Below are 20,039 nucleotides of genomic sequence, written 5' to 3'. Positions count from 1 at the left end.
ATCTGGCGGCACCCTACAGCAAGCCCCGCCGAGGGCAAGTCGCCTTGCGGCGAAGAAAAGCGACACGCGCGACCCCAAAAAGCAAAAGGCCCCGCTTGCGCAGGGCCGTTTGGAAAATGGTGGGCGTGACAGGGATCGAACCTGTGACCCCTACGATGTCAACGTAGTGCTCTCCCGCTGAGCTACACGCCCGTTTCCATTTGCGGGGCCGTCTTTCGGCGGCGTGGCGGGGGATATAGCGCCCTTTGCCCAAGCACGCAAGGGGGCAAGCCGTCTTTTCTCCATTCAAGGCCAAGATGTTGTTTTCTTGGCGGAATTCACTGGAAAAGCCGACCCCCGCGCGAAAAATCAGGCCGCAGCCAGCATTTTTTCCACTTCCCGGACCAGATCCTTGAGATGGAAGGGCTTGGAAAGCACCTTGGCATCCTTCGGCGCCTGGCTGTCGGGATTGAGCGCCACGGCGGCAAAGCCGGTGATGAACATGATCTTGAGATCCGGATCGAGTTCGGTGGCCCGGCGCGCCAGTTCGATGCCGTCCATCTCGGGCATGACGATATCGGTGAGCAGCAGCGTGAAGGGCTCCTCGCGCAGACGATCGTAGGCGCTCTTGCCGTTGTCGAAGGACACGACGTCATAACCGGCGTTGGCGAGCGCCTTGGCGAGGAAACGGCGCATGTCGTTATCGTCTTCGGCGAGCAGGATACGGTTCATTTGTTCTTCCGGTCGGTCTGGTGTGGGCGGAGGTCGCCACAAAACTCATCTGTCCGCCATTGAGACCCGTTTGGGTAAATTTCACGTAAGCAAGCCGTGCGGCGGACAATCAAGGCCACCTTATATCGTTTCCAGCGGCCGTTCAAACCGGCTTTCCGGGCACGGTTGATGGCCATGGACAGAACGTTACAAAAAGGGCACCATCAGAGAATCATAAGACGGCAAGCCGACAGGCAAGGATGCCGGAAACCGGGGTCACCCTGCATCGAACGCGGGCGACCTCCTGAAAGCGGTTTCTCATGCGGGTCATTTCGGATTTTCTTTCGGAATCAACGTTCGAAATCCTGACGCCGGACGAGCAGACCCTTCCCTTCGTCTTCAACTCGCCGCACTCGGGCTGCAGCTATCCGCAAGCCTTCCTCGACGCCATCCGCCTCGATCGCAACCGGGTGCGCCTGTCGGAAGACGCCCATGTGGACAAGTTGTTCGATCACGTCACCGACGCCGGCGCACCGCTGCTCAAGGCGCACTTCCCGCGCGTCTATGTGGACGTCAACCGCGAGCCCTACGAACTCGACCCCAAGATGTTCGTCGGCCGCCTGCCGCCCCATGCCAACATCCGCTCGGCCCGCGTGGCCGGAGGCCTCGGAACCATCCCGCGCGTCGTCACCGATGCCGAGGAGATCTACAGCGCGCCCTGGCCGGTCGAAGAAGCGCTCGACCGCATCGAGACTCTCTACAAGCCCTATCACGCAACGCTGCGCCGCCTTGTCGCCCAGACCCATGTGAAATTCGGCTGCGCGGTGCTGGTCGACTGCCATTCCATGCCCTCGACCTTCCGCGGGCAGGAGCTGCGCTATCGTTCGGACTTCGTTCTGGGCGACCGCCACGGCACCTCGGCCGCAAGCGCGCTGGTCGATCACGCCGCCAACCTCCTCGCTGGCCTCGGCTATCGTGTGTCGGTCAACAAGCCCTATGCCGGCGGCTTCATCACCGAGCATTACGGCCGCCCTGCAAAGGGGCTGCACGCCCTGCAGATCGAGGTGAACCGCAGTCTCTACATGAACGAGAAGACGCTGGAACTGTCCGAAGGCTTCGACCATCTGCGCAAGGATCTGTCCCTCTTCGCCAATCGCCTCTTTGCGATCCCGCGACAGGTCCTGGCGACGGGCATCGATCGCTTTGCCGCCGAATAATACACGCCGGCTCTGGCAAACCGTCACCAACCTCAATAGAAGGTTGCCCTGAAAGCGGGGGCCCTAAAAAGAAAAGGGGCCGTCGCGGTGCGGCGGCCCAAGTCTTAGGGAGGAAACGCCCAAGGAGGGCGGGCAACACAGAAGCTGTGTTGCACTGCGATAGGATGGCGACGCACCGCTTCATCGTCAATCCCCGGCATAGCTAGTTTTGCGCAGGCTTGAGGTTTGGATGGAAAAGCGGCTATTGAATTTGCGACTACCCCGCGTAGAACAACGTAAGCGAGTTTCCGAATAATTAAGTATAATCAATAACCTGCCCCTCGCGCCCGTATGAGGGCATCTCGCGCACTCCCTCGACCTAACATCACAAAGGCATGGCTGCCATGCAATTTCTACCTATATCCAAGTCGTTTTTTGACCAGCTGGCCGACGCGGCATCCGAGGTGATCCTGCCGCACTTCCGGAGCTCCCTGGCGGTCGAGAACAAGGACGCCGCCGCCTTCGATCCGGTGACGGTCGCTGACCGGGGCGCCGAAGTGGCCATGCGCGCCCTGATCAACAGCACCTATCCGACCCACGGCATTCTCGGCGAGGAACTTGGCGATGAGGCGCTGGACGCCGAGCACGTCTGGGTGCTCGATCCGATCGACGGCACCCGCGCCTTCATCTCCGGCCTGCCGGTCTGGGGCACGCTGATCGGCCTGCGCCACAATGGCAAGGCCGCCATGGGCATGATGGCCCAGCCCTTCACCACCGAGCGCTTCTTCGGCGACGGCAATGAGGCGCATTACTTCGGCCCCGGCGGCAACCGTCCGCTGAAGACGCGGCGCTGTGAAAGCCTTTCGGCCGCAACGCTCTTCACCACCACACCGACCATCTTCACCGCCGAGGAGCGCCCGCGCTATGACGCGGTGGAGCGCCAGGTGCGTCTGGCTCGCTATGGCTGCGATTGCTATGCCTATTGCATGGTGGCCGCCGGCCAGGTGGACCTGGTGATCGAAGCCGGGCTCAAGGCCTTCGACGTCACCGCCCTCATTCCCGTGATCGAGGGCGCCGGTGGCGTGATGACCAGCTGGACCGGCGGCGATGCCGGTGACGGTGGTCGTGTCGTCGCCTCCGGCGATCCGCGCCTGCATGAGCAGGTCCTGAAGATCCTGAACAGCTGAGGATCACCATGAGGCTCACCGCGCTCTGCATTGCCGACGGTCGGGTTCCCGCAGGCCGCGCCGACGGCTCGACCGGCATCTGCAAGGCGCCGGTGGGCACAACGGCCATCCTGGGACCGCTCGGCCTGGAAGGCGACCGCATCGTCAACCGCCGCTATCACGGCGGCCCCGATCAGGCCGTCTATCTCGAATGCGAGGATGACATCGCCTGGTGGCAGGACGAGCTGGACTTGCCGCTGCCCGCAGGTGCCTTCGGGGAAAACCTGCGCATCTCCGGCATCGGCAACCGCGACATCGCGGCCGGCGACCGCCTGGTGATCGGTGACGTGGTCCTGGAAGCGACTGCGCCGCGCATTCCCTGCTCCACATTCGCCGCCCTTATGGGCGATCCGACCTTCGTCAAGCACTACACCGCCGCCGCCCGCCCGGGCGTCTATTTCCGGGTACTGCAACCGGGCAAGCTGATCCTTGAATCAGAGGTGACATACCACCCGCACCAGGGCGAACGCATCGCGATGCCCGAACTGATGGCTGTCTACCTCAAGCGCCCGGACAGAGAGCGGGTCGGGCGCTATCTGGCCGTCCCCATTGCCGAGCGGCTGCGAGCCCATCTCTCCCGGGACAACTGACCGGCACGGGCCTCAGACGGCCGTGCCCGGAACGAAAGCATCGAAGGCAGCCCAGAACTGCGTCTGGTAAACGTCCCGCTCCATCAGGATCTCATGGCGTGCGCCGGGAATGAGCACATAGGCCGGATTGCGCAGGCGTCGCGCCATGGTCTCGACCGCCACCGGTGAAACGACGCCATCCGCCCCCGCATTGACCAGCATCACCGGCACCCGGACAGCGCCCGGAAAGCTCTCCGCATTGACCCGATCGATGGCGAGAGCCGCCTGCTTCACCCACTGCACGGTGGGCGGACCAATGGACAGGTCCGGCCGGGCCTTAGTGATCGCCTTCATCACGGCATGGCGCACCGTATCGGAGGTCAGGGGATTACCCTCGAACTCCGCCATACGGCGCATGCGCGCCACTTGTCCGGGGGCATCCATCCGCCCGAGTCCGAGAGCGCAGAGGCTGCGTGCAAAAAGTCGGACCCTTCCGTGCGGCGGGCTCCAGCTCGGAAAGCCCAGAAGCGGCGAGGTGAGTACGAGACGCGACAGCCAGGACGACAGCCCGGGCGCCGCACCAAGCACGATCAACCCGCCCATGGAATGGGCGAGACCGAAATAGGGCGCCGGACAATCGGGCAGGACGAAGCTCTTGCGAAACACCTCGATATCGCGCCGAAAGTCGTTGAACGAGGTGGCGTGCCCCTTGCGGGGATCGCGGGTCAGTCGCTGCGATCCCCCCTGCCCGCGCCAATCGAGCACGGCAACGGCAAAGCCGCGGGCCAGCAGCTTTTCGACCACGTGGAAATATTTCTCGATCTGCTCGGCCCTTCCGGGGAAGATGCAGACCGTTCCCAGTGCATCGCCGGACCGATGGCGCCAGCGCGCAGCCCTGAGCCGGACGTCATCGATCGTCTTGAGCTCGGTAACCACCGCCCCTTCGGGAATGGGATTGTCGGGAAGATCGAGAAGATCCATGGCGCTCCGATCAGGATGGCGTGAAGAGGCGGCAAGAAAATGGCGCAACACAGCGGAAGGCTAACGATGACACCGCCGTTTGCCGATAGATTTCATGATGTTACGAGAGCCGCGACCACGATGCAAGGCGGGACTTGAAAAGCGGGAAAGCCCACCTAAATCAATGTCTGCGAACGCTCATCATGAGGTTCGCCGCCGATCAACAGGCTCGCCGAATGCGGGGGCCGTGCGACGGCGCCAATCCTGTCGCTCCATGGAGGACACAATGCGTAACTTCGATTTCAGCCCCTTCTATCGCTCCACCGTCGGCTTTGACCGTCTGTTCTCGCTGCTCGACCAGTTGCCGTCGGGCGACGCGACTGCACAGTCCTATCCGCCCTACAACATCGAGCGGACCGGCGAGGACACCTATCGCATCACCGTCGCCGTGGCCGGCTTCTCGGAAGAAGATCTTTCGATCGAGGCCCGCGAGAACACGTTGACCGTGAAGGGCGAGAAGAAGCCGGTGGCCGAAGAGGCTCAACCGCAATATCTCTATCGCGGCATCGCCGCCCGCGCCTTCGAGCGCCGCTTCCATCTGGCCGACCATGTGGAGGTTCGGGGCGCTTCGCTGAAGCACGGCCTGTTGCACCTCGACCTCGTGCGCGAGATCCCCGAGAACAAGCGCAGCCGGTCCATTCCCATCGGCACCGGCGAGGTGACGCCGCAGATCGAGACGACGATCAACTGATCCTCGTCTCACAACGCAAGTAGATATGGAGCGCCGCAGAGACCCTGCGGCGCTCTTGTCATTTGCGCAAGGCGCGCAGGAAATGATCGACCTCGTGCACGGCGGTCGCAAAACTGGTGACGAGGCGGACGAGATCCTCACCTTCCTTTGGTGCCAGAGCCGGATCGAGCCCATCCGCCGGCCATTCGTAGAACTCGGCGCCAGCTGCCTTGAGGCGCGCTGTCGTGCCCTTGGACCAAACGGCGAAGACCTCGTTGGCCTCCGGATCCCACAGGCTGCGCGCATGCTGGTTCATGTTGATGCCCGCATGCAGCCGCTGCGCCATGGCATTGGCGTGGAAGGCATTGTCGAGCCAGTGGCCGTGATCGAAATAGGCTTCGAACTGCGCGGCAACGAAACGGCTCTTGGACAGAAGATGGCCGGAACGCTTGCGCAGATAGCCGAAATCCTCGGCTTTCTTGTGATTGAAGAACACGACCGCCTCGGCACACCAGCAGCCATTCTTGGTGGCACCAAAGGAAAGTACGTCGACACCGGCCTTCCAGGTGATGTCCGCGGCCTGCACATTGAGATAGGCCAGCGCATTGGCAAAGCGGGCGCCATCCATGTGCACCTTGAGCCCATGGGCATGAGCAATCTGCGTGAGGGCCTGAATTTCGGCCACCGTATAGACCGTCCCCCACTCCGTCGCCTGTGTCAGGCTGACGGCCACCGGGCGCCCATGGTGGACGGCAGCCGGCAGATAGCGGCGGATCGCCGCCTCGAGCGCATCAGGGGTGATCTTGCCGCGTTCGCCTGAAATGGTGACGAGGCGTCCACCGCTCAGGAACTCAGGTGCACCAGCCTCGTCGACCGCGATATGGCTGGTCCCATGGCAGAGCACGATACCGCCCGGCTTCATCACCGAACTCAGCGACAGCGAGTTGGCCGCCGTCCCCGTCGGCACGAAGAAGACAGCCACCTCGTGCTCGAAGACTTCCGAGAACCAGTCCGTCACAACGCGCGAGTGATCGTCGACGCCATAGGCAGGAACGAAGCCAACGGCGGCTTCTGTGAGCTTGTTGGCCACGGCCGACGATGCGCCGGCCCAGTTGTCTGAAGCGAAAAACATGATGGGATGATCTTCAATTCTCGATCGAGGCACCGCTCGCGTCCGGAGAAGGCCGAAACACTGGAACTACTCTTGGGAAAGGGTACGCCCCAAAGGCCGGAATTTCAGCCCGATTGTTCGCTGATCACCCATGCAGCGGGGACATGGCGCCTGCCTCTGGAGAATTGGTAAAAAATTGGGGCAGGATGGTTGACGTGACCACAAGGTTATGCGAATTACGCATCGCACATGCGGCTGATCGATAGATTGGCGCTTGAGCCGATCCGCTATCCCCAGTTTCCGCCGCCGAGGCGTGGATTGGAGCGAGCAAGACCGGCCTTGTCGTGCTAACGGGTTGCGCGCGTATTTGATCGGCATGTCACGTCGATCTGCTCAACTCTGCGGCGGATGGGGACGGCCTGCCGAGCGATCGCAAGGACAAGATGGTTTCGCAAGCTGTCTCTTTACCCCGGTTCCACGGGATAAGGACGATGGCTTTCGCTGTCACTTGACCTCCGAGCCACCGGAATTGGCCCACAGGCCGATGCCGCAGACACGACCGGAACGCATCTTGCAAACCGGTCAGGACATGGGATCCGCGCGACGCGCCGGATCAGGGATGGAAACAAATCGAGCCGGGCGCATGCCCAGCCCTTGTAGACGAGGAAACCGCGATGATGATGAGCGACGGGAAGATGCCGCAACCTGGTTCTGCCTTGGCCACGGAGACTGCCAACCGCACGACCCATATGACGGCGGACGCTCGCGCGAAAGCCGCGGACGCCGGGCTCTATGCCTCCGAGAAGGAGCATGATGCCTGCGGCGTCGGTTTCGTCGCCGATATCAAGGGCCGCAAGAGCCACGAGATCGTCAAGGACGCGCTTTACGTGCTCGAGAACCTCGAGCATCGCGGCGCCGTCGGCGCCGACCCGCTGATGGGTGACGGCGCGGGCATTCTCGTGCAGATCCCGCACCAGTTCTTTGCCGAGGAATGCGCCAAGCTGGGCTTCACCCTGCCGGAAGCGGGCAAGTATGGCCTTGGCCAGTTCTTCCTGCCGCGCGACGAGGCCGAGCGCGCCCGTGCCATCGAGATCATCGAGCGTTCGGTCAAGGCCGAGGGCTTCTCGATCCTCGGCTGGCGCGATGTGCCCACCGACAACTCCAAGCTCTCCGACGGCGTGCGCGCCACCGAGCCGCTGCACCGCCAGATCTTCGTCGCCTCCGACGCCGGCCTTGAGGGCGAGCTCCTCGAGCGCAAGCTCTATATCTCCCGCAAGGTGCTGTCGGGCGACGTCTATGAAGCCGACTGGAACGGCGCCACCAAGCGGAACCAGGACTGGTTCTACACCGTGTCCTTCTCTTCGCGCACCGTGGTCTACAAGGGCATGTTCCTGAGCTATCAGGTCGCCGCCTATTATCCGGACCTCGCCGACCCGCGCTTCGTGTCGGCGCTGGCGCTCGTCCATCAGCGCTTCTCGACCAACACCTTCCCGTCCTGGAAGCTGGCGCATCCCTATCGCATGGTCGCCCACAACGGCGAGATCAACACGCTGCGCGGCAACGTCAACTGGATGTATGCCCGCCAGGCGACCACCACGTCCAAGGCCTTCGCCGACGACATCAGCAAGATCTGGCCGATCTCCTATGAAGGCCAGTCCGACACCGCCTGCTTCGACAACGCGCTGGAGTTCCTGCTGCGCGGCGGTTACTCGCTGCCGCACGCGGTGATGACGCTCATCCCCGAAGCCTGGGCCGGCAACGACCTGATGGACGCCGAGCGCAAGGCCTTCTACGAGTATCACGCCGCCATCATGGAGCCGTGGGACGGCCCGGCCGCCGTCTGCTTCACCGACGGCCTGCAGATCGGCGCCACGCTCGACCGCAACGGCCTGCGTCCGGCCCGCTATGTCATCACCGACGACGACCGCGTGATCCTCGCCTCCGAGGCCGGCACCCTGCCGATCCCGGAAGAGAAGATCGTGCAGAAGTGGCGCCTGCAGCCGGGCAAGATGCTGCTGATCGACCTGCAGGCCGGTCGCATCGTCTCCGACGACGAGATCAAGAAGTCCATCTCCACCGCGCAGCCCTATGCCCAGTGGATCGACGACACCCAGCTGGTGCTTGAAGATCTGCCGGAAGTGCCGCCGCGCGCGCCCAAGACCATGGAGAGCATCCTCGACCTGCAGCAGTCCTTCGGCTACAGCCAGGAAGACCTGAAGGTGCTGCTGCCGCCCATGGCCATGACCGGCCAGGAAGCCATCGGCTCCATGGGTACCGACACCCCGATCTCGGTGCTGTCGAACAAGTCCAAGCTGCTCTATACCTATTTCAAGCAGAACTTCGCCCAGGTCACCAACCCGCCGATCGATCCGATCCGCGAGGAGCTGGTGATGAGCCTGGTTTCCTTCATCGGGCCGCGCCCCAACCTGTTCGACCAGGAAGGTGACAAGGCCCAGAAGCGCCTTGAAGTGCGTCAGCCGATCCTCACCAACGAGGACCTGGAGAAGATCCGCACCATCGAGGACGTCGAGGGTTCGGGCTTCAAGACCATCACCATCGACATCACCTATCCCGCCGCCAACGGCCCTGCCGGCATGCGACCTGCCCTGGAAGCCATCTGCATCCAGGCGGAAGCGGCCGTGCGCGTCTCGGCGACCGGTCAGGTCTACAACATCATCGTGCTCTCCGACCGCATGGTCGGTCGTGAGCGCATCGGTATCCCGGCGCTGCTCGCCACCGCCGCCGTGCATCATCATCTGATCCGCAAGGGTCTGCGCACCCGCGCCGGTCTGGTGGTGGAATCGGGTGAGCCGCGCGAAGTGCATCACTTCGCGCTCCTGGCCGGTTACGGCGCCGAAGCGATCAACCCCTATCTCGCCTTCGACACGCTGATCGCCATGAAGGAGAACTTCCCGAGCGACGTCAGCGAGTACGAGATCGTCTATCGCTACATCAAGTCCATCGGCAAGGGTCTGCTCAAGATCATGTCGAAGATGGGCATCTCGACCTATCAGTCCTATTGCGGCGCGCAGATCTTCGACGCGGTCGGCCTGAAGTCCGACTTCGTCAAGGAATACTTCTTCGGCACCGCTACCCGGATCGAAGGCGTCGGTCTCGAGCAGATCGCCCGCGAAACCGTCGAGCGGCACGGCCGCGCCTTCGGCGTCGACCCGGTTCTGGCCCATTCGCTGGAAGTCGGCGGCGAATATGCCCAGCGCATGCGCGGCGAGGCACATGTGTGGACCTCCGGCACCATCGCCGGCCTGCAGCATTCCGTGCGCACCAACTCGTTTGAGAAGTTCCAGGCGGAATTCTCGTCGGTGATCAACGCCCAGAGCGAGGCGCTGACCACCATCCGCGGCCTCTTCCGCATCAAGAGCGCGGAGGAGATCGGCAACAAGCCCGTCCCGCTCGACGAGGTCCAGCCGGCCCAGGAGATCGTCAAGCGCTTTGCCACTGGTGCCATGAGCTACGGCTCCATCAGCCGCGAGGCGCACACCAACCTCGCCATCGCCATGAACCGCATCGGCGGCCGGTCCAACACCGGTGAAGGCGGCGAGGAATCCGACCGCTTCGTGCCGATGGCCAACGGCGACTCCATGCGCTCGGCCATCAAGCAGGTGGCCTCCGGTCGCTTCGGCGTCACCACCGAATATCTGGTCAACTCCGACCAGATGCAGATCAAGATGGCGCAGGGTGCCAAGCCCGGCGAAGGCGGCCAGCTGCCCGGCCACAAGGTGGACGCGGTCATCGGCCGCGTGCGCCACTCCACCCCGGGCGTGCAGCTGATCTCGCCGCCGCCGCACCATGACATCTACTCGATCGAAGACCTGGCGCAGCTGATCTTCGACCTCAAGAACGTCAACCCGACGGGCGAGGTCTCGGTGAAGCTGGTGTCGGAAGTGGGTGTCGGCACGGTTGCCGCCGGCGTCGCCAAAGCGCGCGCCGACCACATCACCATCTCCGGTTTCGAGGGCGGCACCGGTGCCTCCCCGCTCACCTCCATCAAGCACGCGGGCAGCCCCTGGGAAATCGGCCTTGCCGAGACCCAGCAAACCCTGGTGCTGAACGGCCTGCGCTCGCGTGTCGAACTGCAGGTGGACGGTGGCGTGCGTACCGGCCGCGACGTGATCGTGGGTGCACTGCTCGGTGCCGACGGCTTCGGCTTCGCCACCGCGCCGCTGATCGCCTCGGGCTGCCTGATGATGCGCAAGTGCCATCTCAACACCTGCCCGGTCGGCATTGCCACCCAGGATCCGGTGCTGCGCAAGCGTTTCCACGGCCAGCCGGAACACGTGATCAACTACTTCTTCTTCGTCGCCGAGGAAGTGCGCCGCATCCTGGCCGACCTCGGCTTCCGCAAGCTGGAAGACATCGTCGGCCGCACCGACATCCTCGACAAGAACAAGTCGATCGAACACTGGAAGGCCAAGGGTCTGGACTTCAGCCGCCTGTTCTACATGCCGGACGTTTCGGCAGACGAACGGCGCCATACCCAGAGCCAGGCGCACCCGATCTACGACATCCTCGATCGCAAGCTGATCGCGGAAGCCCTGCCGGCGCTTGAATCCAGGACCCCGGTGAAGATCGACGCCAAGATCATCAACGTCAACCGCTCGGTCGGCGCCATGCTCTCCGGCGAGATCGCCAAGCGCTATGGTCACGCCGGCCTGCCCGACGACACCATCCGCGTGACGCTGACCGGCACCGCCGGCCAGGCCTTCGGCGCCTGGGGCGCTCGCGGCCTGACGCTCGACCTCGTCGGCGACGGCAACGACTATGTCGGCAAGGGCCTGTCGGGCGGCCGCATCGTCGTGCGTCCGAACCCCGTCTCGAAGATCGAGCCGTCCAAGTCCATCATCGTCGGCAACACCGTGCTCTACGGCGCCGTCGAGGGTGAGTGCTACTTCCGCGGCGTTGCCGGCGAACGCTTCGCCGTCCGCAACTCGGGCGCCGTCGCAGTGGTCGAGGGCGTGGGCGATCACGGCTGCGAATACATGACCGGCGGCATCGTCGTCGTGCTTGGCCAGACCGGCCGCAACTTCGGCGCAGGCATGTCCGGCGGTATCGCCTATGTGCTCGACGAAGACGGCTCGTTCGGCAAGCGCGTCAACCTCGCCATGGTCGACCTGGAGCCGGTGCCCGAAGAGGACGCCCTGCTCGAGCGTCTGCACCATCAGGGCGGCGACCTCGCCTTCAAGGGCAAGGTGGACGTCTCCGGCGACATGACGCGCCATGACAGCGAACGCCTGTGGCAGCTCATCTCCAGCCATGTGCACTGGACCGGTTCGACCCGGGCCAAGGAGATCCTGGACAACTGGGAAGCCTATCGTCCGAAGTTCGTCAAGGTGATGCCGGTCGAGTACCGCAAGGCGCTCGAAGCCATGGCAGCCCAACGTCAGGCGGCCGAGTGATCCTCGGCCTCCCCCTAACCCTCGCTTGAATGAAGAAGGGTCCAGAGACGACAGGCAGGCGCGCGCTTCGCAAAGCCGCACGCCGCCCCTCCCGGACCGAAGAGACTTGGATTGGAGTGAAAGATGGGCAAGGTCACCGGCTTTCTCGAATTTGATCGCCAGGAGCTGAAGTATCAGCCTGCCGCCGACCGCATTCGTCACTATAACGAGTTCACGCTGCCGCTCTCCGAACCGGAGATCGAACGGCAGGCGGCCCGCTGCATGGAATGCGGCGTGCCCTTCTGCCATCGCGGCTGCCCGGTCAACAACCAGATCCCCGACTGGAACGATCTGGTCTACAACGCCGATTACGAGACCGCGTCGCGCAATCTGCACAGCACCAACAACTTCCCCGACTTCACCGGCCGCATCTGCCCGGCGCCTTGCGAAGCCTCCTGCACGCTGAACCTCGAGGACACCCCCGTTTCGATCAAGCAGATCGAAGCGACCATCGTGGAGAAGGCGTGGAAGGAAGGCTGGCTGGAGCCGCAGATCGCCAAGGTCAAGACCGGCAAGAAGGTCGCCGTCATCGGCGCCGGCCCGGCAGGCCTTGCCGCTGCCCAGCAGCTCGCCCGCGTCGGCCATGAAGTGCATGTCTACGAGAAGAACGCCCGCGCCGGCGGTCTCCTGCGCTACGGCATCCCCGACTTCAAGCTGGACAAGAAGGTGGTGCAGCGTCGCGTCGACCAGCTGGTCGCCGAAGGCGTGATCTTCCACTTCAACGTCAAGGTCGGCACCGACGTCGCCATCGAGACGCTGCAGGCCGAGCATGACGCCGTGCTGCTGTCGGGCGGTTCGGAAAAGCCGCGCGACCTGCCGATCCCCGGCCGCAACCTCTCCGGCGTGCATTTCGCCATGGAGTTCCTGCCGCAGCAGAACCGCCGCGTTTCCGACGAGCCGCTCGACAATGTCGAGCCGATCCTCGCCGGCGGCAAGCATGTCGTCGTCATCGGCGGCGGCGACACCGGTTCGGACTGCATCGGCACCTCCGTGCGCCAGGGCGCCCTCAAGGTCACCCAGCTCGAGATCATGCCGCGTCCGCCGGTCAAGGAAGACAAGCTGACCACCTGGCCGAACTGGCCGATGAAGCTGCGCACCTCGTCCTCGCATGAGGAAGGCGCCGAGCGTCTGTTCGCTGTGACCGCCATCGCCTTCGAAGGCAAGGACGGCCGCGTGACCGAGGTGAAATGCACCGAGGTGGACGCCAAGTTCCAGCCGGTCGCCGGCAAGGAATTCTCGCTCAAGGCTGACCTCGTCCTGCTGGCCATGGGCTTCGTCTCGCCGGTGCACGAGGGCATGATCAACGCCCTTGGCGTCGACAAGGACGCGCGCGGCAACGTCAAGGCCAACGAGCTCGACTACAAGACGTCGGTTCCCAAGGTCTTCGCGGCCGGCGACATGCGCCGTGGCCAGTCGCTGGTGGTCTGGGCCATCCGCGAGGGCCGTCAGGCCGCCCGCGCCATCGACGAGTTCCTGATGGGCTCCAGCGTCCTGCCGCGCTAAGCTCAAGCGGTTTCAAGACAAATCCTGACGGGCCGGTGCCAGCAGCACCGGCCCGTTGTGCATTTGCTCCGTGTCGTCAGTCCGAGGCAAGGTCGTCGACGCGCCCAGGCACCGGCGCAACCGGATGCCCCTCGACCACGAGACTGTGGATCGGCGAGCCCGGTTTCGGCAGGCTGAGGTCGGTCGCGGTGACCAGATGATCGTCGGTCGCCGCTTGCGGGTCGTTGAGAAGCATCACCAGCCCCTCCCCCGTCGCGCTGCCGAGCAGGTCCTTCGTGCGGTTCGGTCGATCCAGCAACGGGCGCAATGACTGCTCCACGTAGAAGGCAAGCTTGCGCGCTCCACTGCGGGTGAAGCCCGTCCCGTCCTTCAGCCGCAACTGGCGCACCTGACCGGAGATATCCGGCCCCGACACCGTGAAGGCCCCCGCAAGGGAAAAGGAATCCCAGACGTCCACGTAGGACACATCGCCGCCGGTCGCTTCCGCCCGAATGATCGAATCGAGATAGATCAGGCTGTTGGTCTGCGCAGCGTCCGCGACCGGGACGAGACCGACCCAAAGGAGCGGCAGATTGCGATTGCGCGCAAGATTGATGATCCCGTCGGCCCGAGCCTTGTAGACGATCTCCCAGTCGGCAGACGGAAAGGCGACCTCCCGGTCTTCAGTGGTGATCGGTCCGGCATCGTCGAGGCCGAACATCACGACCACCGCCGCCGGGCGCGGTTCCTTGGCCAGGCGCGCTTCGAGCCGCTCCCGCCAGTTCGTGGCGCTCTGGTCGCGCAAACCGGAGGGGTCGACGACATCGGTCTCGAGCCGCACGTCGGGCGCGTCGGCAAAGGCGACGTCGAGCCCCCGCGCAAGATCGCTGGCCAGCCGATCGCCGATGACCAGCACCACGCGCGCATCCTCATCCTTCGGCGCGATGATCACCTGCGGCACGGCAGGGCGCGCCTTCAGCGCTTGCGGCACGTTGATGATCTTGGCGCCTTGCGGCGGCCCGGCTGGTGGCTCCTCACCGATACCGAACAGGCGCATGATGAAGGGGCGCCGGTCCACCTCCTGTGCCGAGGCAACCCCGGACGTCAGGCAAACAGCCAGCAGCATGATCAGAGCCAGCCCGTGGCGCACCGCCGTCATCCTTCCCCTCCACGCCGCAGACTATCGCCCCGAGCGCAGATATTGCAGCAACTCCAGTGACGCGTTGCCGTCAACCGGCAAGCCAACCGATGCCTGATAGGTCCGAATGGCCGTCAGGCTCTCGGCGCCGATCTTGCCATCAACCTTGGTGATTGCGTAGCCCCTGGCCTTGAGAAGCCCCTGCAACTCCGTGCGTCCGGCCTCGTCGAGGGGCTCATAACCGCGCGGCCACTTGGCGACAAAGGGGCCACCGCCGGCAATGCGGTCGGCAAGATGGCCGACGCCAAGCGCATAAGCGTTGGCAGCGTTGTAGCGCTTGATGACCGTGAAGTTATGCAGCAGCAGGAACACCGGCCCCTCGGGACCGGCCGGCCGATAGAGCGTGGCCCGATCGGTGAGGCGGGGGAACTGCGCCCCGGTGGCCCTGACGACGCCCCGCTTCACCCAATCGCCGACGGAGGCGGTGCTGCCATCGGAGAACGCAGGTGCCACCGGCAGGCTGACCTCATAGCCCCAGGTGGCGCCGGACTGCCAGCCGGCCTTGCGCAAGTAATTGGCGGTGGAGGCAAGCGCATCGGGCACCGAGGTCCAGATGTTGCGGTGACCGTCGCCATCGAAATCGACGGCAGAGCCAAGATAGGTGGTTGGGATGAACTGCGTCTGCCCCATGGCACCGGCCCAGCTGCCGGTCATGTGCGGCGCGTCGATGTCGCCGCGTTCGAGAATGCGAAGCGCTGCAATGAGTTGCTGGCGACCATAGCCGGCGCGGCTGCCGCCTTTCCAGGCAAGCGTTGCCAAGGCGCGCACCACATTCTTCACCTTGGTTCGGTCTTCAAGGATCTTGCCATAGGTGCTCTCCATGCCCCAGACCGCCAGCACCACCTGACGCTGGACGCCATAGCGGGCCTCGATCTGATCGAGCAGGCCGCTGTAGCGGGCGAGCATTTGCTGACCGGTCGCGATGCGGCTGTCAGCGGTCATGTCGTCGAGATAGTCCCAGATCTTGCGGTTGAACTCCGGCTGGAACCCGGCCTTCTGCAACACTTCCGGGTCGGGGCCAACGCCGGCAAAGGCACGATCGAAGGTGGCTCGGCTGACGCCGGCTGCGGACGCCGCCGGCCACAAACCTTCGACAAACGTCTGGAATTCCTGGGGAATCGCACCATCGGACAGCGCCGGCACCGCCGAAGCGGTTGGCGTATCAAGGCCGACCTCACCGCCCAGCGAGCCGCAGGCGACCAGCAGGACGGACATCAGACCCGACAGGACAAGGCGAGGAAATGGCGTTCCGGGCATGGGAAAATCCGATCGGTTGTCAAGGAAAGGCACAAAACATGCTTGAGATCACTTGAGGCGCCCCATGGTAAACGCGAGGTAAACGAGATGCACCTTTCCAGCCTGAACTCCGGAACTTTACGGATGGGCACTGCCGTCAAAATCCATTGGAATGACAGCAGTATTTCATAATTCTGAACCAATTTCGGCTAAAGTAGAAGTCATAGACTTGTCCGCCCTCGCCTACTCGGAGGAGCGCGCAAGTCCCGCGGGAGTTTGTTGATGTCCAAGCGTATTCGTAAAGCTGTTTTCCCCGTCGCCGGTCTCGGCACACGTTTTCTTCCGGCAACCAAGGCCGTCCCCAAGGAAATGATGACGGTCGTGGACCGTCCAGCCCTGCAATATGTCGTCGATGAAGCCAAGGCTGCCGGCATCGAACACTTCATTTTCGTCACTGGTCGCGGCAAGGAAGTCATCGAAAACCATTTCGATATGGCCTTCGAGCTTGAATCAACGCTCGCCGCCCGCAACAAGAAGGAAGCGCTGGAGCTTCTGAAGGCCGAGCGCCCGGGTGCCGGCACCACCTCCTTCACCCGCCAGCAGGAGCCGCTGGGGCTGGGGCATGCGGTGTGGTGCGCCCGGGATATCGTGGGGGATGAACCCTTTGCGGTGCTGCTGCCGGACATGCTGATGAAGCATCACACCCCCTGCCTCAAGTCCATGGTGGAAGCCTATGCCACCACCGGCGGCAATATCCTCAGCCTCGAAGAATGCGATCCGTCGATGACGCATCAATATGGTGTCGTCGCCACCGGCAAGACGATTTCCGAAGATGTGTTCGAAGTCACCGGCATGGTCGAAAAGCCGAAGCCGTCGGAAGCACCGTCGAACCTCTTCATCTCCGGCCGCTATATTCTGCAGCCGAAGATCTTTGAACTTCTGGCCAACCAGGAAAAGGGCGCCGGCGGCGAGATTCAGCTGACCGACTCCATGCTTCGTCTTGCCAAGGAAGACCCGTTCTATGGCGTCCGCTTCCGCGGCACGACCTATGACACCGGCACCAAGCTGGGCTTCCTGCAGGCCAATGTGGCCTATGCCCTCGACCGCAAGGACATTCACGCCGATATCGCCGGCGAGCTTTCAGCCATCATCGCCAAGGGCTGAAACAGCTGATATTGCAAGGACTTGAAAGGGCGATCCGCTTGGGTCGCCCTTTTGCGTGACAAGGCGGCGGGTTTGTCGCGGATATGTCGCCCGCGCCCCCGTCAGGGCAGGCCGGAATGTCACGCTTAGGGAACTCTGGCCGCAAACGCCGCGCGCCGCCGCTCAATGACGCAAGGTCAGCGTCGCCTCGACCGAACTTTCGGTATAGTCCCCGCCTGACGTGGACGCGTCCACCATCTTGTGCGTCGCCGTCAGGCCGAGCTCGACCGTCCTGTTGAGACGGTAGCCCGCACCGGCGGTCAGCGTGCTGGTGAGTTCGGATTGCGAACTTCCCACATAGTCCTTGAAGCTCAGACCGCCGCCGCCGAAGACATAGGCATTGGGTGCCAGCGCATATTGCACGGAGACAGTGCCCTCGCGCGTCACCGTGCCGGACACCCCGGCCGAGGTGGTGGGGTCGAGGCTGGTGGCGAGCGTCGCCGACACGGTGGTCAGCTCGGTCGCCGCCCAGTTGATCTTGCCGTCGACAATGAAGCCGCGGATATCCTGCAGTGCCGGATCGTCCACATCCTCGAGGGCATAACCGGCCGAGATCTCGCCGGTAACGGGACCATCGTCGATGGTGAAGCCACCCTTGAGCTCGCCGCCGATGCCCGAGCGGCGATAACCGTTGCTGTCGGTGTGCGCGTCGAACAGGCGGGTGAAGACACCGCCCTCGACAAAGGGCTCCACCACGGCGCCGCTATCAAGCGACAGGCGCAGCGAGCCGGACAGCGTGGTGTTGTCGCGATCGGCGCCCTTGTCATAGAGGCTGCGGTCGACGCCGAAGCTGGAGCGCAGGCCGATCAGCCCCGCCGACCGCTCATAGCCGACAGTGCCCGAGAAGGTGTGGATGTTGCCAGTGGTGTCGTCGTCGTCGCGCAAGGTCCAGGCGACGCCGGCGAGCAGCCGGTCCACGTCGGTGATGGCGAAGCTGCCGTTGAGGATCGCGTCGCCCTCCGGCTTCAGCTCGTCGGTGCCGCTGACCGAGCGCTTGATGGCGCCGCGCAAGGTGAAGTCGACGCTGTTGCTGTCCCAGTCGGACTTGCCGGTGACCTCGCCGCTGCTGCGCAGATAGACCTCGTTGCCCGACGTGGAATGATGGGTATAGCCGACACCGCTTGTCGACGTGACATTGACGGTGAAGCTGCCGACCTTGAGGCCGATCGGATCATATTCGGCCCGCGCATCCCCTTCGCGATCGACCGCCTGCGGGATCGGACCGGTAACCGGCAGCTTGGCGCTCTGCTGGGGATCGACGGGCCGGACGACGGTGCGCAGCGGCGTGGGATCGATGGCCGGACGCAGGGCCAGTCCGACCGGTGGCTGCTGCGGTGCCGTCACCGTGTCGTTCGGGCCCTTGAGGTCGTCGACCGGATAGGGATCCTGCGTCGCCGGATCGACCGGCGCATCGGCACTCACAGGCGTCGCCAGCGTGTCGTCGGTGCCATCGGGAACCGATTGCGCATGGCCCCCCCCCGGCAGGCTCATCGCCACCAGTGCCAGCACCACCGCCCTGATCCGCCCGATCATCACCCCGACCACTCACTGCCACGCGCCACCGGGGGCGCAACTCCTGACAATTGGTAAACGATCGTGGTTAAGAAGGGGTTAGGATGGGGGAGTTATGGCGCCTTGCTCATACAGGCACAGCCTCCGACAGAATCCTGCTGCGATGGGCGTCGGGCAAGGCACGCGGAGTCAGCACATCGACGGACACCCCAAGAAGGCGCTGCAACTCCAACTGAATGGCGGCAACGTCCATCAGTGTCGTCTCGGCAGTCGGATCGATGAGAATATCGAGGTCGCTGCCATCGGTATCCTCGCCTCGCAGGACCGACCCGAACACGCGCGCATTCTCGGCGCGATGGGCCTCCACTACGCGCCGGATGATGTCACGGTTCGACTCAAGGGCATTTGAGGGCTTCATGGCGTCTGTCCCCGTCGGGCTGCGGCTGAATGATAGGCGGGAAAAGCGTCAAAAACAACGCGCGAGCAGAAGCGACAGAGGCTCGTGGCTGAATGAAGTCGGAAAGGCCAGCACTTGGAATCGCCGGGTACAGAGGGTGACAGTTACCCCTTCGGGGAAACGGTCACCGGTTGCAGTTGCGAACGCCTTTGCAGAGCGCGGAGAATTGCGGTGACTGCTTTTCGAACTCATGGACTGCCGGTTGGAGGCAGACGCAAGGGGGAGAGTGAGTTCGGATAGCTGTCACCAGGCAATTCGGGCCGGGAGTCCAGGCGCGGATGAATTGCCTGGTGACAGTTGGCCCAATTCACTGAAAGGGCAAAGGACGAACAGCGGGCGGCACACCTGAATTGGGCGAACAGTCACCGCAATTCTGCGGCGTGAAAGGATCGGCAGCTCGCGCCAAATGCAGGCACCCACACCCCTCATCCGCCCTACCGGGCACCTTCTCCCACAAGGGGAGAAGGACAGATGCGAGAGCCGGCGTTTCCTGTCACCCTCTGCGCGGGAAGCGAGGGTCTCGCTCGGAATGGTCGGGAACAAAGGTGACGGTTAGGCCTTCGTGCGTAACTGGTGAGGGATAGCCATCAAGCAAGACAGCGACAGAAGCAACAACATCAAAGTGAATACGGAGCCCTTCGCCAATAGAAGAAATCTCCCCTTAGAAAAATTATAGATAATTCCAGAATACCAGTGATTTGCATACAAATTCATATAGACATTTGTGAATTTAAAATAACCATCAAGACCTATAAACATAATAGATATACCGATATATGCCTTTATTTTATCTGAAACAGAGAAAAGAGATTTCCTAGATCCTCGAGACATATAATATCCAATATATCTGATCATCCGGCTGTGCGAGCATGCGATGGTCGTCGGAATGACATACATGAACACGGTCCAGAGGTATAGTTTTTCCGCTCCATCAACTCGAAGAACAGGGTTCACATAAGCCGTGTAATTTACAATATATTCAGAGATTCTGGAAAAATTTGTCGAATGCGCGACCG

At 63.2% G+C, this 20,039-nt stretch carries 14 protein-coding genes and 1 tRNA gene; 7 read left to right on the top strand and 8 right to left on the bottom strand.

The window, feature by feature from the left end:
• Positions 1-117 precede the first annotated feature (117 nt).
• Positions 118-192: transfer RNA gene (locus L2I41_RS08370), tRNA-Val, on the bottom strand.
• A gap of 156 nt (positions 193-348) precedes the next feature.
• Positions 349-711, bottom strand: a complete 363-nt coding sequence (gene cpdR, locus L2I41_RS08365) for a cell cycle two-component system response regulator CpdR (RefSeq protein WP_237153082.1) — start codon at positions 709-711, stop codon at positions 349-351.
• A gap of 308 nt (positions 712-1,019) precedes the next feature.
• Here cpdR and L2I41_RS08360 point away from each other — a divergent pair, with 308 nt between their 5' ends.
• From L2I41_RS08360 to L2I41_RS08350, 3 genes are all read left to right on the top strand, one after another.
• A complete protein-coding gene (locus L2I41_RS08360) occupies positions 1,020-1,907 on the top strand; it encodes an N-formylglutamate amidohydrolase (protein WP_390634043.1) in 888 nt (295 codons plus the stop codon).
• Positions 1,908-2,290: 383 nt separating this feature from the next.
• Positions 2,291-3,073 carry a histidinol-phosphatase gene (gene hisN / locus L2I41_RS08355; protein ID WP_237153080.1) on the top strand — a complete coding sequence of 261 codons (783 nt, stop codon included), beginning with the start codon at positions 2,291-2,293 and terminating at the stop codon, positions 3,071-3,073.
• A gap of 8 nt (positions 3,074-3,081) precedes the next feature.
• A complete protein-coding gene (locus L2I41_RS08350) occupies positions 3,082-3,702 on the top strand; it encodes an MOSC domain-containing protein (RefSeq protein WP_237153079.1) in 621 nt (206 codons plus the stop codon).
• Between the two features lie 12 nt (positions 3,703-3,714).
• On the opposite strand, the gene L2I41_RS08345 is transcribed toward L2I41_RS08350, so the two are convergent.
• Positions 3,715-4,662 (bottom strand): alpha/beta fold hydrolase, encoded by a 948-nt coding sequence (locus L2I41_RS08345; RefSeq protein ID WP_237153078.1) that lies wholly within the window; start codon positions 4,660-4,662, stop codon positions 3,715-3,717.
• 265 nt (positions 4,663-4,927) lie between these two features.
• Between L2I41_RS08345 and L2I41_RS08340 the strand changes: the two genes are divergently transcribed.
• Complete coding sequence (locus L2I41_RS08340) at positions 4,928-5,392, top strand: Hsp20 family protein (protein WP_237153077.1); 465 nt, start codon at positions 4,928-4,930, stop codon at positions 5,390-5,392.
• 58 nt (positions 5,393-5,450) lie between these two features.
• Here L2I41_RS08340 and L2I41_RS08335 read toward each other — a convergent pair whose 3' ends face one another.
• On the bottom strand, positions 5,451-6,503 hold the full coding sequence (locus L2I41_RS08335; RefSeq protein ID WP_237153076.1) for a threonine aldolase family protein: 1,053 nt from the start codon (positions 6,501-6,503) through the stop codon (positions 5,451-5,453).
• A 659-nt stretch (positions 6,504-7,162) separates the two neighbouring features.
• Here L2I41_RS08335 and gltB point away from each other — a divergent pair.
• Both gltB and L2I41_RS08325 read left to right on the top strand, forming a co-directional pair.
• A complete protein-coding gene (gene gltB, locus L2I41_RS08330) occupies positions 7,163-11,896 on the top strand; it encodes a glutamate synthase large subunit (protein WP_507161414.1) in 4,734 nt (1,577 codons plus the stop codon).
• Positions 11,897-12,019: 123 nt separating this feature from the next.
• Entirely contained in the window at positions 12,020-13,438 is a 1,419-nt protein-coding gene (locus L2I41_RS08325) for a glutamate synthase subunit beta (protein WP_237153074.1), read from the top strand.
• A gap of 76 nt (positions 13,439-13,514) precedes the next feature.
• Here L2I41_RS08325 and L2I41_RS08320 read toward each other — a convergent pair whose 3' ends face one another.
• Positions 13,515-14,576, bottom strand: a complete 1,062-nt coding sequence (locus L2I41_RS08320; RefSeq protein ID WP_237153073.1) for an SGNH/GDSL hydrolase family protein — start codon at positions 14,574-14,576, stop codon at positions 13,515-13,517.
• A 21-nt stretch (positions 14,577-14,597) separates the two neighbouring features.
• Positions 14,598-15,872 (bottom strand): lytic murein transglycosylase, encoded by a 1,275-nt coding sequence (locus L2I41_RS08315; protein ID WP_237153072.1) that lies wholly within the window; start codon positions 15,870-15,872, stop codon positions 14,598-14,600.
• Between the two features lie 261 nt (positions 15,873-16,133).
• Between L2I41_RS08315 and galU the strand changes: the two genes are divergently transcribed.
• Positions 16,134-17,015, top strand: a complete 882-nt coding sequence (gene galU, locus L2I41_RS08310; protein ID WP_237153071.1) for a UTP--glucose-1-phosphate uridylyltransferase GalU — start codon at positions 16,134-16,136, stop codon at positions 17,013-17,015.
• A 162-nt stretch (positions 17,016-17,177) separates the two neighbouring features.
• Here the strand turns inward: galU and L2I41_RS08305 are convergent, their stop codons facing one another.
• Entirely contained in the window at positions 17,178-18,587 is a 1,410-nt protein-coding gene (locus L2I41_RS08305; RefSeq protein ID WP_237153070.1) for an outer membrane beta-barrel protein, read from the bottom strand.
• 106 nt (positions 18,588-18,693) lie between these two features.
• Positions 18,694-18,984 carry a nucleotidyltransferase family protein gene (locus L2I41_RS08300; protein WP_237153069.1) on the bottom strand — a complete coding sequence of 97 codons (291 nt, stop codon included), beginning with the start codon at positions 18,982-18,984 and terminating at the stop codon, positions 18,694-18,696.
• Positions 18,985-20,039 lie beyond the last annotated feature (1,055 nt).

The sequence above is a fragment of the Oryzibacter oryziterrae genome (genome assembly GCF_021864535.1).
GTDB classification, from domain to species: Bacteria; Pseudomonadota; Alphaproteobacteria; order Rhizobiales; family Pleomorphomonadaceae; genus Pleomorphomonas; species Pleomorphomonas oryziterrae.
The sequence above is the reverse complement of the archived record's forward strand: the minus strand, read 5'-3'. Positions and strand labels throughout refer to the sequence as shown.

Coding starts and splice junctions, on each gene's coding strand:
- cpdR (WP_237153082.1), bottom strand. CDS start 711: ATGAACCGTATCCTGCTCGCCGAAGACGATAACGACATGCGCCGTTTC.
- hisN (WP_237153080.1), top strand. CDS start 2,291: ATGCAATTTCTACCTATATCCAAGTCGTTTTTTGACCAGCTGGCCGAC.
- L2I41_RS08350 (WP_237153079.1), top strand. CDS start 3,082: ATGAGGCTCACCGCGCTCTGCATTGCCGACGGTCGGGTTCCCGCAGGC.
- L2I41_RS08345 (WP_237153078.1), bottom strand. CDS start 4,662: ATGGATCTTCTCGATCTTCCCGACAATCCCATTCCCGAAGGGGCGGTG.
- L2I41_RS08340 (WP_237153077.1), top strand. CDS start 4,928: ATGCGTAACTTCGATTTCAGCCCCTTCTATCGCTCCACCGTCGGCTTT.
- L2I41_RS08335 (WP_237153076.1), bottom strand. CDS start 6,503: ATGTTTTTCGCTTCAGACAACTGGGCCGGCGCATCGTCGGCCGTGGCC.
- gltB (WP_507161414.1), top strand. CDS start 7,163: ATGAGCGACGGGAAGATGCCGCAACCTGGTTCTGCCTTGGCCACGGAG.
- L2I41_RS08325 (WP_237153074.1), top strand. CDS start 12,020: ATGGGCAAGGTCACCGGCTTTCTCGAATTTGATCGCCAGGAGCTGAAG.
- L2I41_RS08320 (WP_237153073.1), bottom strand. CDS start 14,576: ATGACGGCGGTGCGCCACGGGCTGGCTCTGATCATGCTGCTGGCTGTT.
- L2I41_RS08315 (WP_237153072.1), bottom strand. CDS start 15,872: ATGCCCGGAACGCCATTTCCTCGCCTTGTCCTGTCGGGTCTGATGTCC.
- galU (WP_237153071.1), top strand. CDS start 16,134: ATGTCCAAGCGTATTCGTAAAGCTGTTTTCCCCGTCGCCGGTCTCGGC.
- L2I41_RS08305 (WP_237153070.1), bottom strand. CDS start 18,587: ATGATCGGGCGGATCAGGGCGGTGGTGCTGGCACTGGTGGCGATGAGC.
- L2I41_RS08300 (WP_237153069.1), bottom strand. CDS start 18,984: ATGAAGCCCTCAAATGCCCTTGAGTCGAACCGTGACATCATCCGGCGC.